Annotated in this window: 13 protein-coding genes and 1 pseudogene; 8 read left to right on the top strand and 6 right to left on the bottom strand. The window is 64.1% G+C overall.

Annotated features, from left to right (window positions below):
* Window positions 1-11: 11 nt before the first annotated feature.
* From P0D68_RS05540 to P0D68_RS05525, 4 genes are all read right to left on the bottom strand, one after another.
* Window positions 12-974 (bottom strand): substrate-binding domain-containing protein, encoded by a 963-nt coding sequence (locus P0D68_RS05540; RefSeq protein ID WP_408299224.1) that lies wholly within the window; start codon window positions 972-974, stop codon window positions 12-14.
* An 87-nt stretch (window positions 975-1,061) separates the two neighbouring features.
* Window positions 1,062-2,075: an ABC transporter permease gene (locus tag P0D68_RS05535; RefSeq protein WP_408299222.1), complete on the bottom strand. Its 1,014-nt coding sequence runs from the start codon at window positions 2,073-2,075 to the stop codon at window positions 1,062-1,064.
* Window positions 2,056-3,543, bottom strand: a complete 1,488-nt coding sequence (locus P0D68_RS05530; RefSeq protein WP_408468109.1) for a sugar ABC transporter ATP-binding protein — start codon at window positions 3,541-3,543, stop codon at window positions 2,056-2,058. Before P0D68_RS05530 ends, P0D68_RS05535 begins: the two co-directional genes overlap by 20 nt.
* A gap of 3 nt (window positions 3,544-3,546) precedes the next feature.
* Window positions 3,547-4,626, bottom strand: a complete 1,080-nt coding sequence (locus P0D68_RS05525) for a LacI family DNA-binding transcriptional regulator (RefSeq protein ID WP_408187621.1) — start codon at window positions 4,624-4,626, stop codon at window positions 3,547-3,549.
* A 281-nt stretch (window positions 4,627-4,907) separates the two neighbouring features.
* On the opposite strand from P0D68_RS05525, the gene P0D68_RS05520 reads away from it, so the two are divergent.
* The 5 genes from P0D68_RS05520 (at window position 4,908) to P0D68_RS05500 (ending at window position 8,662) form a co-directional block, all read left to right on the top strand.
* The gene (locus tag P0D68_RS05520; protein WP_091796473.1) at window positions 4,908-5,561 is read left to right on the top strand and encodes a protein-L-isoaspartate O-methyltransferase family protein; all 654 of its coding nucleotides are present in this window, start codon (window positions 4,908-4,910) and stop codon (window positions 5,559-5,561) included.
* A gap of 65 nt (window positions 5,562-5,626) precedes the next feature.
* Window positions 5,627-5,950, top strand: coding sequence for a rhodanese-like domain-containing protein (locus P0D68_RS05515; protein WP_091796474.1), 324 nt, complete (start codon window positions 5,627-5,629; stop codon window positions 5,948-5,950).
* 271 nt (window positions 5,951-6,221) lie between these two features.
* Window positions 6,222-6,689: a DUF2844 domain-containing protein gene (locus P0D68_RS05510; RefSeq protein ID WP_408299217.1), complete on the top strand. Its 468-nt coding sequence runs from the start codon at window positions 6,222-6,224 to the stop codon at window positions 6,687-6,689.
* A 15-nt stretch (window positions 6,690-6,704) separates the two neighbouring features.
* On the top strand, window positions 6,705-8,066 hold the full coding sequence (locus P0D68_RS05505; protein ID WP_408299215.1) for a DUF3443 domain-containing protein: 1,362 nt from the start codon (window positions 6,705-6,707) through the stop codon (window positions 8,064-8,066).
* Window positions 8,067-8,212: 146 nt separating this feature from the next.
* Entirely contained in the window at window positions 8,213-8,662 is a 450-nt protein-coding gene (locus P0D68_RS05500; RefSeq protein ID WP_091796477.1) for a DUF2844 domain-containing protein, read from the top strand.
* Window positions 8,663-8,704: 42 nt separating this feature from the next.
* Here the strand turns inward: P0D68_RS05500 and P0D68_RS05495 are convergent, their stop codons facing one another.
* Window positions 8,705-9,202 (bottom strand): hypothetical protein, encoded by a 498-nt coding sequence (locus P0D68_RS05495; protein ID WP_408468212.1) that lies wholly within the window; start codon window positions 9,200-9,202, stop codon window positions 8,705-8,707.
* A 35-nt stretch (window positions 9,203-9,237) separates the two neighbouring features.
* Between P0D68_RS05495 and P0D68_RS05490 the strand changes: the two genes are divergently transcribed.
* On the top strand, window positions 9,238-10,338 hold the full coding sequence (locus P0D68_RS05490) for a DUF3443 domain-containing protein (RefSeq protein ID WP_091800733.1): 1,101 nt from the start codon (window positions 9,238-9,240) through the stop codon (window positions 10,336-10,338).
* An 82-nt stretch (window positions 10,339-10,420) separates the two neighbouring features.
* Here the strand turns inward: P0D68_RS05490 and P0D68_RS05485 are convergent.
* Window positions 10,421-10,538, bottom strand: a pseudogene (locus P0D68_RS05485) (aminotransferase class III-fold pyridoxal phosphate-dependent enzyme); the annotation flags it as partial.
* A 300-nt stretch (window positions 10,539-10,838) separates the two neighbouring features.
* Between P0D68_RS05485 and urtA the strand changes: the two are divergent.
* Both urtA and urtB read left to right on the top strand, forming a co-directional pair.
* On the top strand, window positions 10,839-12,137 hold the full coding sequence (gene urtA / locus P0D68_RS05480) for an urea ABC transporter substrate-binding protein (protein WP_091796478.1): 1,299 nt from the start codon (window positions 10,839-10,841) through the stop codon (window positions 12,135-12,137).
* A gap of 201 nt (window positions 12,138-12,338) precedes the next feature.
* Window positions 12,339-14,000, top strand: coding sequence for an urea ABC transporter permease subunit UrtB (urtB, locus tag P0D68_RS05475; protein ID WP_408299212.1), 1,662 nt, complete (start codon window positions 12,339-12,341; stop codon window positions 13,998-14,000).

Below are 14,000 nucleotides of genomic sequence, written 5' to 3'. Positions count from 1 at the left end.
GGATGCTGGGATCAGAACGGCGAGTCCGGGAAATAGAAGTGCTGTGCGTTTTCCTTCGTGATCAGCACCGACGGAATGATCGTCGTGGGCGGCAGCTTCTCGCCCTTCAGGCGAGCTTCGGCGGTGAGCTTGATGGCGTCGTAGATGAACTTCGGCGAGTACGATACGTCCGCCTTGATCATCGGCGCGCCGTCCATCACGTTCTTCACCATGCCCTTCGAGCCCGCGCCGCCGAACACGATCTTGATGTCGGTGCGTTTGGCCTGTTCGATCGCCTTGATCACGCCCACCGCCATGTCGTCGTCCGCGGCCCAGACGGCGTCGATATGCTTGAAGCGTGTCAGGTAATCCTGCATGACCTTGAACGCGTCGTCGCGATTCCAGTTCGCGTACTTGGCGTCGAGAATCTTCATGTCCGGATAGTTCTTGATCACGGTTGTGAACGCGGTCCAGCGTTCGTTGTCGAGCGTGGTCGGAATGCCGCGCAGCGCGACGATGTTGCCTTTGCCGCCCAGCTCCTTCGCCAGAAACTCGGCGGGGATCTTGCCGAACGCAGTGTTGTCACCGGCAACATACGCATCCTGCGCGCTGGTGTCGGTCAGCCCGCGATCCACCACCGTCACGTACACGCCTTTCTTCTTCACCTGCGCGACCGGCTGCGTGAGCGAAGCCGATTCGAACGGGAAGATCACGAGCGCGTTGATCTTGTTGACCGTCACCAGATCCTGCAACTGGTTCGCCTGTTCGGGTGCGCCGGCCGCGGTCTTCACGATCACTTTCAGATCGGGATGCGCTTTCTCCAGATCGGTCTTGGCTTTATTCGCCCACCAGACAATGCCGCCCGTAAAACCGTGGTCGGCTGTTGGAATCGCGACGCCCAGCGTGACTTTTTCATCGGCGCGCGCGACATTCGCCGTACCCAGTATTCCCAACGCCAGCATGCCGGCGCCGACCGCTCGAAGGACCTGCTTCATGGTTATGTCTCCTTGTGTGAGGCGTTCGTGCGCCCCGATCTCAACTCACCGTTACTGCAGTTTGAAGCGCAATCTGAAGCACCACCGCTACCGCCGTCCACGTTGTACGAACGCGACGAAGATAATCACCACGCCCTGCACCGCCGCGTTCAGATACACGCTGATGATGCTGGTCAGATTCAGAATGTTCGCGATCACCGACAGCAGGATCGCGCCGATCACCGTGCCGATCACGCGCCCTTCGCCGCCCTTGAGCGCCGTGCCGCCGACCACCACCGACGCGATCGCCTCGAGCTCCCACAGCAAACCGGTAGTCGGCGTGGCGGAACCGAGCCGCGGCACATACAACACGGTGGCGACGCCCACGCAAATGCCGAGCAGTACGTAGGTGACGATCTTCACGGTGTCGACGCGAATCGCCGCATAGCGCGCGACCTGCTCGTTCGAACCGATCGCCTGCACATGCCGGCCGAATGCCGTGCGGTTGAGAATCAGCGCGCCGCCCGCCGCGACCACCAGAAACACCCAGATCGGCACCGGCACGCCAAACAGGCTCGCGTAATAGACCGGGCCGTACAGGTCGGATAGCGAGTTATCCAGCGTTAGCGCGCCGCCGTCGGCGAGCCAGGTCAGCACCGCGCGAAAAATGCCCAACGTGCCGAGCGTGACGATGAACGGCTCGATCCGCCCTTTGGTAATCAGCAAGCCGTGCGCGCAGCCGAACAGCCCGCCGAGCACGAGCGCGAACACGATGCCGAGTGTGAGGATCATCAGCGGCGGGAAGGTATGCCCGCCGACGCCCGCCGCAAGTCCGTTCATCAGCCAGATCATGCTGCCCGCGATCAGCGCCGCCATCGAGCCGACCGAGAGATCGATCCCGCCCGAGATGATCACGAAGGTCATGCCGACCGCGATGATGCCGATGAACGACGTGCGCGTGAGCACGTTCATCATGTTGTCGAGCGTGGCGAAATCGCGGTTGAGCAGCGTGCCGACAATGCACAGCACGATCAGTCCAACCAGCGGACCGAGCGCATACAGCCGATGCGCGAAGCGCAACGCGCGGCCGGATTGGACGGCTTCAGTGGGTGCCGGTCGCATGGGCGATCAACTCCTCTTCGGTCAGATGCTCGAGCGTCAGCGTGGCTTGCAGGCGTCCCGCGCGCATCACGGCGACGCGGTGGCACAAGCCGATCAGCTCGATCAGTTCGGATGAAATGACGATCACCGCGCGGCCCTGCGCGGCGAGACGATGGATCAGGAAATAGATATCGCGTTTCGCGCCGACATCCACGCCGCGAGTCGGCTCGTCGAGCACGATCACATTCGGCTCCGGCTGCAGAAATTTGGCGAGCGCGAGCTTCTGCTGATTGCCGCCGGAGAGCATGCGCGCGCGGCTCGACAGATCGCCGGTGCGAATGCCGAATTCGCTCACGGCTTTCGTCAACGCGCCCCGCCCCGCCTTCATGTCGAGCAGCGGATGCGCGTAGCGTTCGAGCGTCATCAGCGTGACGTTGTCCTGCAGGCTCAGGTTCACGTGCAGGCCTTTGCCCTTGCGATCCTCGCTCAGATAGGTGAGGCCGTGGTGCATCGCGTCGCGCGGACTTTTCAGATCGGCGGGACGGCCGGCCATCTCGATGCGACCCGCCGTGCGTTTGCGCAGGCCGATGATCGCTTCGAACGCCTCGGTGCGGCCCGCGCCCACCAGTCCCGCGAAACCGAGCACTTCGCCCGCGCGCACGTCGAAGCTCAGGTCCTCCACCCAGTCCGGCACGACGAGGCCTTGAACCTTCAGCGCGACCGGCGCGTCGGCGGGCACGGTGATTTTCTCGGGGAACATATCGGACACGTCGCGCCCGACCATCAGGTTCGCCATCTGCTGCCGCGCGAGTCCGGCGGTTTCGCTGCGGGCGACGAAGCGGCCGTCGCGCATCACGATCACTTCGTCGGTAATGCGCTCCACTTCGTCGAGCTTGTGCGAAATGTAGATGATGGTCACACCGTCGGCCTTCAGCTTCGCCATCAGCGTGAAAAGGCGCTCGGTTTCAGAAGGCGTGAGCGTCGCCGTCGGTTCGTCCATGATGAGCAGGCGCGCGCGGCGCGAGAGCGCCTTGGCGATCTCCACCATCTGCTTTTCCGCGACGATCAGTTCGCGCACCTTCGTGTCCGGCGCTTTCTCCAGACCGACCTGCGCGAGATAACGGGCGGCCTCGGTGTTCATCGCCGCATCGTCGACGAACCAGCCGCGCTTCTTTTCATGGCCGAGGTACATGTTCTGCGCGATCGTCAGATGTTCGGCGAGATTGAACTCCTGGTGAATCAGCACGATGCCTTGCGCTTCGGCATCGCGCGAACCGGTGAACTGCTGCGGGTGGCCGTCGACCAACAAGCTGCCCGATGTGGCGGTTTCATAGCCGGCGAGGATTTTCATCAGCGTCGATTTGCCCGCGCCGTTCTCGCCGAGCAGTCCGTAGATGCGCCCCGGCGCCAGGTCGAAGCTCACGCCGTGCAGCACGCGCACGGGCCCGAAGTCTTTGCGGATATCGTCGAAACGGATCGCGAGGCTCATGACTCAGGCGCTCCCGCGAATCACGAGCCGATGCGGCAACAGCACACCCGGCACGTTCGCCAACGGATTGGCGAGCCGCTGCAGCAACAGCCGCGCGGCGGTTTCGCCCAGCTCGCGCATGGGCTGCGCGATGGTGGTGAGGGGCGGATCGATCTGCGCGGCAAGCGAGATATCGTCGAAGCCGACCACCGCGATATCGTCGGGCACACGCTTGCCGACGCTGCGCAAGCCGTGAATCACGCCGATCGCGAGCGTGTCCGAGACCGCGAAGATCGCGCTCGGCGCCTGCGGCTGATTCATCAGCGTGGCCGCGGCCGAGGCGCCCGCTTCGTAGTCGAGGCTGTTCAGGTTCATGCGCCAGCTTTCGTCCGGCGTGATGCCCGCTTCGGTCAGCGCATCCAGATAGCCTTGCTGACGCTGGCGCGCGTACAGGTAGTCGACATCGGAATTGATCAGGCCGATGCGGCGGTGGCCGCGCGCGAGCAGATGCCGGACGGCGTCGCCGGCGGCCCGGTAGTTGTCGATGCCCACGTACGGCACGCCCATTGCCGGGTCGAACTCGCAGCACGCAACCCACGGCAGCGCGCTCGACGCCTCGCCGAGCGCCTGCTGGATGGTGGCCGGATCGAGACAGATCGCGCCGTCCGCGCGGCGGCGGCGCAGCAGATCGAAGTAGCTGCGCTCGCGCCCCGGATCGGCGCCCGTGTCGCACAGCAACATGAAGTAGCCGTGCTGGCGGGCCACGCTGTCGATGCCGCGCACGATCTCCGCGTAAAACGGGTTGCCCACGTCCGGAACCATGGTCAGCAGCAGGCGGCTCTCCGCCGTGCGCAGGTTGCGCGCGAGTTCGTTGACGCGGTAGCCGCTGGCGTCGATGGCGGCCAGCACCTTGTCGCGCGTGGCGGGCCGCACGTTCTCGTGGCCGTTCAGCACGCGCGACACCGTGGCCACCGAAACGCCCGCCTGCTCGGCGACGCCGGCAATCGAAATGCCTTCGGCCGCGCCGCGCGCCGGCCGGCCGCCGGGCTGGGGACGCGCCTCGGACACCACTGCGGGCGCCTTGCTGGACGTCGATCTGGACAAGTGAACACGCCTCGAAAATGTAATCGATTACATTCTTGAGCGATCGATGCGGGAAGCGCAAGGCCCGATCGCTAGGGATTAACACGGGGGGCGGCGTGACCCCGCAGCGCCGCATTCCGGTCTGGCGGCGGGCGGCGCCCTGCCCGCCCGAGCGCGGATCGGCATGGTCATTTGGTACAATCCCGCAGTTACCCTGACGTGCCTTGCGTGCCGAGTTGTCGTGCGAGGCCCCCGGTCAGTGGCACATCGCAAACTCGCCAAACCACAGAGCCGAATCCACCATGAACATCGAGCAAGCGCGTTTCAACATGATCGAACAGCAGATCCGCCCCTGGGAAGTGCTCGACCAGGACGTGCTGAATTTGCTGTCGATCGTCAAGCGTGAGAACTTCGTCCCCACCGTCTATCGCGACCTGGCCTTCGTCGATTTCGAAGTGCCGCTGCCGGCCGGTCAGCACATGCTGGCGCCGCGCGTCGAAGCGCGCGTGCTGCAGGAACTGGCGGTGAAGAAACACGAAAGCGTGCTCGAAATCGGCGCGGGCTCGGGTTACATGGCCGCGTTGCTCGCGCACCGCGCGCAGCACGTGCTGACGGTCGACATCGAACCCGAACTGGCGGAACTGGCGAAAACCAACCTGATCGCCAACGGTGTGCTGAACGCCGAAGTCGCCACCGGCGACGCTTCGCGCGGCTGGGCCGGCGCCGCGCCGTACGACGTGATCTGCGTGTCGGGCGGCCTGCCGGTACTGCCGCAGGAAATTCTCGATCAACTGAAGATCGGCGGCCGTCTGGCGGCGTTCGTCGGCACCGCGCCGGTCATGAAGGCGCAGATCATTACGCGTATCGACGAGAAGCAGTACCGCATTGCCGACGTGTTCGAAACGTATGTCGAGCCGCTCATCAACGCGGTGCAGCCGTCGCGTTTCAAGTTCTGATTGACGCATTGATCCGGACGGCCGGCATGGCCGCCGTCCTCTGAATTGAACTGGATGTCCTGCTGATGCAAAACCTGACCGCTCCGGCGCTCGCCGAATGGCTCGCCGACACCTCGCGTCCCGCGCCCGTCCTGCTCGACGTGCGCGAGCCGTGGGAAATCCAGACGGCGTCCATCGCCGGCGCCGTGTCGATCCCCATGCGTGAGATTCCCGCGCGCAGCGAAGAACTCGACGACGACGCGCAAATCGTCTGCGTCTGCCACCACGGCGCGCGCAGTGCCCAGGTCGCGATGTTCCTCGAGTCGCGCGGCCATACCAACGTGTTCAATCTGCAAGGCGGAATCGACGCGTGGTCGCGTCAGGTGGATCCGTCCGTTCCGACCTACTGATCAATCAGCCGCAATGAGGTGTTAGTGCGGCCGTGAGGAACGGCTGCTCTAATACTTGCTTGCGAGCTTTCGCGTTACGCGGACGGGCCAACGGCCTTTGTGCGCTTCTTTTGCTTCTCCCGCTTTCCCCGCTTCCAGCTTGCACCCTTTGGCGCAGAGCTAACGTCACGCTTTCATTGCGCTGCTTCGCGCGTTCTCTTAGGAAATTTCATACGGTTTCCTGAACATCTCACAGGCACCATGCTTCGACCTTTTTTGGGGAAGCAATGTGATGAGATTCTTGAAGATCGCGATGCTGGCCGCAACCTTGCTGCCGCTTATCTCGCATGCAACGTTGGGCGGTGCGCCGTCCGCCGGCACATCCTCTGCGCCACTGCTGCGCGCCATACCGCAGTCCGCCGTCGCGACGCCAGCTCAACCAGCGAACGCAACACGCTACTCCCTGCACCAGTCAATCGACGCCAACGGCGTGACCCTTCGCGAATACGTGCTGCCCGGCAACGTCGTGTTCGCGGTCTCGTGGGACGGCCCCATTCGTCCTGATATGGCAGCGCTGCTCGGCAGCTATTTCCCGAACTTCGTCAACGCCGCGCAAAGCCGCACGCGCGGCACCGGGCCATTGGTCGACGGCAACGACGATTTCCGGGTCGAGTCCACTGGCCGCCTGGGACGCTTCAGCGGCATGGCCTGGCTGCCTCGCCTGATGCCCGCCGGCGTCGGTCCGGGCGATCTGCAATAAGGCACGCGTCGAGCTATGAGAAAACAAACCATGAACACATTGAAGAAGGCACTCTGGCTCGTGGCAGCCATTGCCGGAGTCGCGCTTTCCGCATGCGGCGGCGGCGGAAACGCCAGCGGCAACCAGAGCGGCAACTCGATCGGCTGGAACGCCACCCCTGACTGGATCCCACCACCGAACGGCTCAGGCGGTTCCGGCAACTCCGGCAACTCCGGCAATTCGGGTAACGCGACGCCCCCGGCCACCGGCGACAACACGGTGCCGGTTAGCGTCGACGCCTCGACGGGCAACGTGAACCGGCTGTTCGCATCGGTTACGGTCTGCGTGCCGGGCGCGCAGAGCGCGCAGGTCGCGAGCCAGTGCGTGAGCGTCGACAAGATGCTGGTCGATACCGGCTCGACCGGCGTGCGCATTGCAGCCCGCGCACTCCCCACGCTGGCTCCTCAGTTGCTCACGCAAGCGGGCGCGGTCGACGATCCGGTCGGCTCCGCGCCGATAGTCGAATGCATGCCGTTTGCCTCGGGTTTCACGTGGGGTTCGGTCAAACGCGCGGACATTACGATCGGCAGCAAGACGGCGAGTAATATTCCGATCCAGCTGATCTCCGATGGTGCGTTCGCCGTCCCCGACGATTGTGTCGCGCACGGCGGCGGCGACATGGGCGCCGCCCTCGACGCCATGGGGGTGAACGGCATTCTCGGCATCGACAACTTCACGAGCGATTCCGCGGACGCCGTAACTACCGCGATACCCGGCAACTACTATTACTGCCCGTCGCAAAACCGTTGCATCAGCACGCGCGTGCAGGCGAGCCAGGAAGTCATGAACCCGGTTGCGGGATTCGCGAGGGACAACAACGGCACGGTCATCCGTCTGCCTGCCGTGCCGGCTGGCGGCCAGGCCAGCGTTACGGGCCTGTTGGTGTTCGGCATCGGCACGCAGCCGAACAATGCGCTGCCGCCCAATGCCACCGTCGTTGCAGTGGACAAATACGGCACGTTCACGACCCAGTACCAGGGGCGCGTGTTCAATCGCAGCGCGATCGACAGCGGCACCTTGAGCTACGCTTTCCCCGATAGCGCCATCCCCGTCTCCGCCGCCGGCTTATACACGCCTGCGGGCACGTTGACCCTGAGCGCCACCATCGACCCCACCAACGGAAAAGGCTCGCCGCTCCAGATGCCATTTTCGGTCGGCAACGCCGCCAGTCTCATGGCGAGCGGTTACGCAGCGTTTAACAACATTGGTCAGTACTTCTCGAATAGCCACAACAATATGTTCTTGTGGGGGCTGCCGTTCTTCTATGGCCGCGACGTCTACACCGTGATTGGAAACGCGAAGGTCGGCAACCAGACTGGGCCGTTCGTCGCGTTCTGACGACTGAGCACCCAACTGAGACAGGAGGCGTTGCTCTCGCGTAGCGCCTCCTTACGCCATTTCCGATTTTTCATTCAGACTTTTCCGGCAATCCCAATAACGCCCCGCTGGCACCATGCTCCGACCTGTTTTCGTGGAGCAATGTGATGAATTTTGTGAAGGTCGCACTGGCCGCTGCGGCACTGTTACCGCTCGCGTCTTATGCGGCGTTGGGCGGTGCGCCCAATGCAGGGGCGACGCCGCAACCGTTGCTCCGCGCGGCGAGCTCTAACGCTGCTTCCGCTTCCATGCCTTATACCGTGCGCCCGTCGCGTGACCCCAATGGTGTGACGGTGCGCGAATACGTGCTGCCGTCGAACGTCGTGTTTGCGGTCACGTGGGACGGCCCGGTGCGGCCGGATATGAGCGCGTTGCTCGGCAGCTATTTCCCCAGCGCGGTTGCCGCCAGCGCAGTGCGGGCTCGCGGCACGGGTCCGTTGATCGAGCGCAATGGCGACTTCCAGATCGAGTCGGCAGGCGCGCCGGGGCACGCGTCCGGCAAGGCATTCCTGCCGCGCCTCGTCCCCGCCAATGTTCGCGTGGAAGATCTGCAATGAAGCAGCGGGTCGAGCCACGAATCACAAGAAACATGAAAACACTCAACCAATCCCTTTGTTTCGCCATCCTGACTGCCAGTGTCGTTCTGTCCGCCTGCGGCGGTGGAGGTGGTGGCGACAGCAGTGACTCGAATGCGATGCAGGACAAGGGCAACCCGGCGCCGGTCTCGCCGACGCCGGGCCCTGCTCCGTCGCCTGCACAAAATCCGGCGCCGACGCCAAGTCCCGCGCCTTCGCCGAGCTCCGCTTCGAGCCCAACGCCCACGCAGACTCCCAGCCCGGCACCGACGCCCGCGCCGAAGCCCACTCCGATGCCGCGTCCGACTCCGACTCCGACTCCGACTCCAACTCCAACACCGACACCGACACCGACGCCGACACCAACTGCGACTCCGACTCCAACACCGACACCAACACCGACACCAACACCGACACCAACTCCAACTCCAACTCCAACTCCAACTCCAACTCCAACTCCAACTCCAACTCCAACTCCAACTCCAACTCCAACTCCAACTCCAACTCCGACACCAACGCCATCGCCATCGCCATCGGCCGACGTCAACACCGTCCCGATCACCGTCGAACGATGGACGGGAAATTACGCCAACCAGCCCTACGTAACCGTCACCATCTGCATCCCTAGTGTGCAGGGCGCGAGCCAATGCGCAACGATCGACCACATGCTGGTCGACACCGGTTCGGCAGGCGTGCGTGTGCTGGCGAGCGCGTTGGGCCCGGCGCTCTCGGGTCGTTTGCCGGCGCAAACCGGCGCCACCGACGATCCCACCAGCGCAGCCCCGATTGCCCAATGCGCGCAGTTTGCGTCAGGTTATGCGTGGGGGCCGATCAGGCGCGCCGACGTAACGATCGGCGCCAAGGCAGCAGGCAACCTGCCGATCCAGGTGATCGGCGACAGCGCGTATGCCACGCCCGCCGATTGCGCATCGGTGGGGCTCGGGAACATCGGCACGGTGACCGATCTCGGCGCCAATGGCGTGGTCGGCATCAGTTCCGCGGTACGCGACTTTCCGCTCGCGGCCCAATATGCCTTGTCGGCCACTTACTACTACTGTCCGTCCACGGGTTCGTGCAAAGGCACACGCGTGCCGCTCGACACGCAGGTCATGAACCCCGTCGCCAACTTCACTTCGGACAACAACGGCACGATCATCCGTCTGCCTGCCCTGCCTGCGGGCGGCCAGCCAAGCGCCACCGGCGAACTGGTGTTCGGCATTGGCACGCAACAGAACAACAGGCTGTCGTCGAATGCCAATATCATTGCGCTCGACGGCAACGGCTTCTTCACGACGGCGTACAAGGGCTCGCTGTTCGGAAGGGGGGTGATGGATAGCGGGTCGAACACGAACACTTTCCAGGATCGCTCGATCCCGTTCGACTCGTGGGGACGTTACACGCCGTCGACCGCACTCAGCCTGTCCGCCATACTCAAACCCAACAGCGGAGCGGCGGCGTCCGCAACCGTACCGTTCCAGGTAGCCAATACGGCGAACCTGATGAACGGCCAATACGCAGCGCATGACGATCTGGCCGTCTATACGTCGCTTTCCAGTTACTTTATCTGGGGCCTGCCGTTCTTCTTCGGCCGCGACGTCTACACCGCTTTGAACGGCACCCAGGTCGGCGCGCAGACTGGCCCCTTCGTCGCGTTCTGAACTCGGCGATCTAATCGATAAGGCTGGCGCCCCGCAAATCGCCGGCCTTCTTTCATACCGCGGTCTCCGAAACGCCGCGCTACTAGTCCACCTCCCTCAACACCTCGGCCACCGCCCCACAGGATCTCCCCGATCTGCGCCTCCTCGACGATCAACGGCGGCGAGAACGCCAGGATATCGCCTGTATAGCGCGACGGCGCATGCACAAAGGCGCGGCGCAGATGCACCGTCGACGCCCGTTGGCGGATACGCACGCTTCGTTGCGGCGCGGCGCGCACCTGAACGAGGCGCATGGTTCGATCCTGCACCACTTTCGCGCCGCAATCCGCATGAACCGGCCAGCCGGTAGCCGCGATGCAGCATGCCATGCACGACCTTCGAGTCGAATTTACTGCATGGCATGTGGCTTGCAGTACACAAGCGGCAAGTCATGCGGGATAAGCCCTGCTGGCTGAAATCGACGCCCATAAACAGTCACCATCAATGGCAAGGGGATATACATGAAACGTCGCAGTCTGTTGAAGTTCGGCTCCATGTCGGGCGCGCTGGCGCTTGCTGGTCAGGTTCCGTTCGCCCATGCGCAGTCGGGCAGCGGCCCGATCAAGGTAGGTATCCTGCATTCGCTGTCGGGCACGATGGCGATCTCGGAGACTTCCCTCAAAGACACCGCGTTGATGACCATTGCGGACATCAACAAGAACGGCGGCGTGATGGGCCGTCAACTGGAGCCGGTGGTGGTCGACCCGGCATCGAACTGGCCGCTCTTCGCCGAGAAAGCGCGTCAGCTGATCACGCAGGACAAGTGCGCCGTGGTGTTCGGCTGCTGGACCTCGGTGTCGCGCAAATCGGTGCTGCCGGTGTTCGAGGAACTGAACGGCCTGCTGTTCTACCCGGTCCAGTACGAAGGCGAAGAAATGTCGCGCAACGTGTTCTACACGGGCGCAGCGCCGAATCAGCAGGCGATTCCGGCGACCGAATACCTGATGAGCGCGGAAGGCGGCGGCGCCAAGCGCTTCTTCCTGCTGGGCACCGACTATGTGTACCCCCGCACGACCAACAAGATCCTGCGCGCGTTCCTCAAGTCGAAGGGCGTCCAGGAAGCCGACATTCAGGAGGTCTATACGCCGTTCGGCCATAGCGACTACCAGACCATCGTCGCGAACATCAAGACTTTCTCGCAAGGCGGCAAGACCGCGGTGATCTCCACGGTGAACGGCGACTCGAACGTGCCGTTCTATAAGGAACTCGGCAACCAGGGGCTGAAGGCGTCGGACGTGCCAGTGGTCGCCTTCTCGGTCGGCGAGGAAGAGTTGCGCGGTATCGATACGAAGCCGCTGGTCGGCAACCTCGCGGCGTGGAATTACTTCATGTCGCTGCGCAACCCGGCCAACGAAAAGTTCAAGAAGCAATGGGCCGCATGGGTCGCGCAGAACAACCTGCCGGGCGGCACCAAGCGCGTGACCAATGACCCGATGGAAGCAACCTTCGTCGGCATCCATATGTGGAAGCAGGCAGTCGAGAAGGCCAAGAGCACCGAAGTCGACAAGGTGCGCGTGGCGATGGTCGGCCAGACGTTCGCCGCGCCTTCGGGCTTCACGCTCGAAATGGACGGCAATCACCACCTGCACAAGCCGGTGATGATCGGCGAAGTGCGCGCCGACGGCCAGTTCAACGTGGTGTGGCGGACCAAGACCGCGATTCGCGCGCAGCCGTGGAGCCCGTTCATTGCCGGCAATTCGAGCAAGCCGGACGTGGTCAGCTCGATCCCGGCGTTCCTGAAGCGTTCGCGCGTCGCCTGACAGGAAGGCGTGCCGTGACGGCGACGTCGGCCGGCATGGCACGCCGATGTAATCCCGCGACAGGCGCGCCGACCGCGCCTGCGTTCGTGCCGTGATCCGCCGTCCCGACGGCACGACTTTCGCGCGCGGCAATTCGAAGGTGAAGCTGCGGCGCTTGCCCACATGCCGCGCCGCTCCGCCTGTTTTTCTTCAAAGGCCACCATGGCGTTCTCATTTCTCAGGTCCACACGAACACTGGCGCAAAAACTGTCGCTGCGGCTCGCGCAGCGCGGCGTGACCGGTGTCGCGCTCGTGCTCCTCGCGGGCGCACCGCTGAGCGCTTTCGCGCTGACGCAAGCCGATGTGGCGCCGCTTGCCGGCGACGACTTCGACGCGAAATCCGCCGCCATCGACAAACTGATCGCCAATCACGACAAAGAGTCGATGGCGGTGCTCAAGGCGCTGTCCGACGACAGCGCGCTCGCCACCGATTCGGGCGCCGTGCTGCTGCAGGACGGCGACACCGCGAAGGACGCGGTCACCGGCAAGACCATCGCCGCGGGCGATGCCCAGCCGGTCACGCTGAACAATCTGCTGCGCTCGAAAGTGGCCGGCGCGCTGTCGGGCCTGCAACTCGATTCGCCGGACAAGGCGACACGTGAAGCCGCGATCACCGCGCTGCTGCAGAACCCGGATCCGTCGATCAAACCGCTCGTCGACGCAGCTCGCGCAAAGGAAACCGATCCCGCGCTGAAGAAGCGCCTCGACACTTTGTGGGCGATGACCGCGCTGCACGACGCCGACCCCGCAAGGCGCCTCGAAGCCGTGCAACTGGTCGCCGCGCGACACGACCTCGACATGAACGAGTTGCTGCGGCCGATCGTCGCGAAGAACCCGGACGGCACCTTCGTGGAAGCCGACGACCGCGTGCGCGCCGCCGCGCAAAGCGGCATCGACGAACTCGACGCGATCCAGCGCCGCAGCCAGATCGCCGGCACGCTGTTCGCGGGCCTCTCGCTTGGCAGCGTGCTGCTGCTCGCCGCGCTGGGCCTTGCCATCACCTATGGGTTGATCGGCGTGATCAACATGGCGCACGGCGAATTCCTGATGATCGGCGCGTACGCCACCTATGTGGTGCAGAACCTCTTTCAGCGCTTCGCGCCCGGCGCGTTCGACTGGTATCCGCTGCTCGCCATTCCGGCCTCGTTCGTCGCCGCGGGGCTGGTGGGCATCGTGCTCGAACGGCTAGTGCTGAAGCATCTGTACGGCCGCCCGCTCGAAACGCTGCTGACCACCTTCGGCGTCAGCCTGATCCTGATTCAGGCGACGCGCATGCTGTTCGGCGCGCAGAACGTGCAGGTGGTCAACCCGGCGTGGATGAGCGGCGGCGTCACCGTGCTGCCCAATCTGATCCTGCCGTACAACCGGCTGGCGATTCTCGCGTTCTCGCTGATCGTGGTCGGCATCGCGTGGGCTGTGCTCACCAAGACGCGGCTCGGCCTGTTCGTGCGCGCCGTGACGCAGAACCGGCGCATGGCGGCCTGTGTCGGCGTGAAGACCGCGCGGGTCGATTCGTATGCGTTCGCGTTCGGCGCGGGCATCGCCGGTCTGGGCGGCTGTGCGCTTTCGCAGATCGGCAACGTCGGACCGGACCTCGGCCAGAGCTACATCATCGATTCGTTCATGGCGGTGGTGCTAGGTGGCGTCGGCCAGTTGGCCGGCACGGTGATCGGCGGCTTCGGCCTCGGACTCATCAGCAAGGCGATCGAACCGTTCTGGGGCGCGGTGCTCGCCAAGATCGCGGTGCTCGTGCTGATCGTGTTGTTCATCCAGAAGCGTCCGCAGGGCATGTTCGCCCTCAAGGGCCGTAGCGCGGAGGCATGA

The sequence above is a fragment of the Paraburkholderia sp. RL17-380-BIE-A genome, assembly GCF_046028085.1.
Taxonomy (GTDB): domain Bacteria; phylum Pseudomonadota; class Gammaproteobacteria; order Burkholderiales; family Burkholderiaceae; genus Paraburkholderia.
Note: the sequence above shows the minus strand (reverse complement) of the source record. Positions and strands in the feature narration are given on the sequence as shown.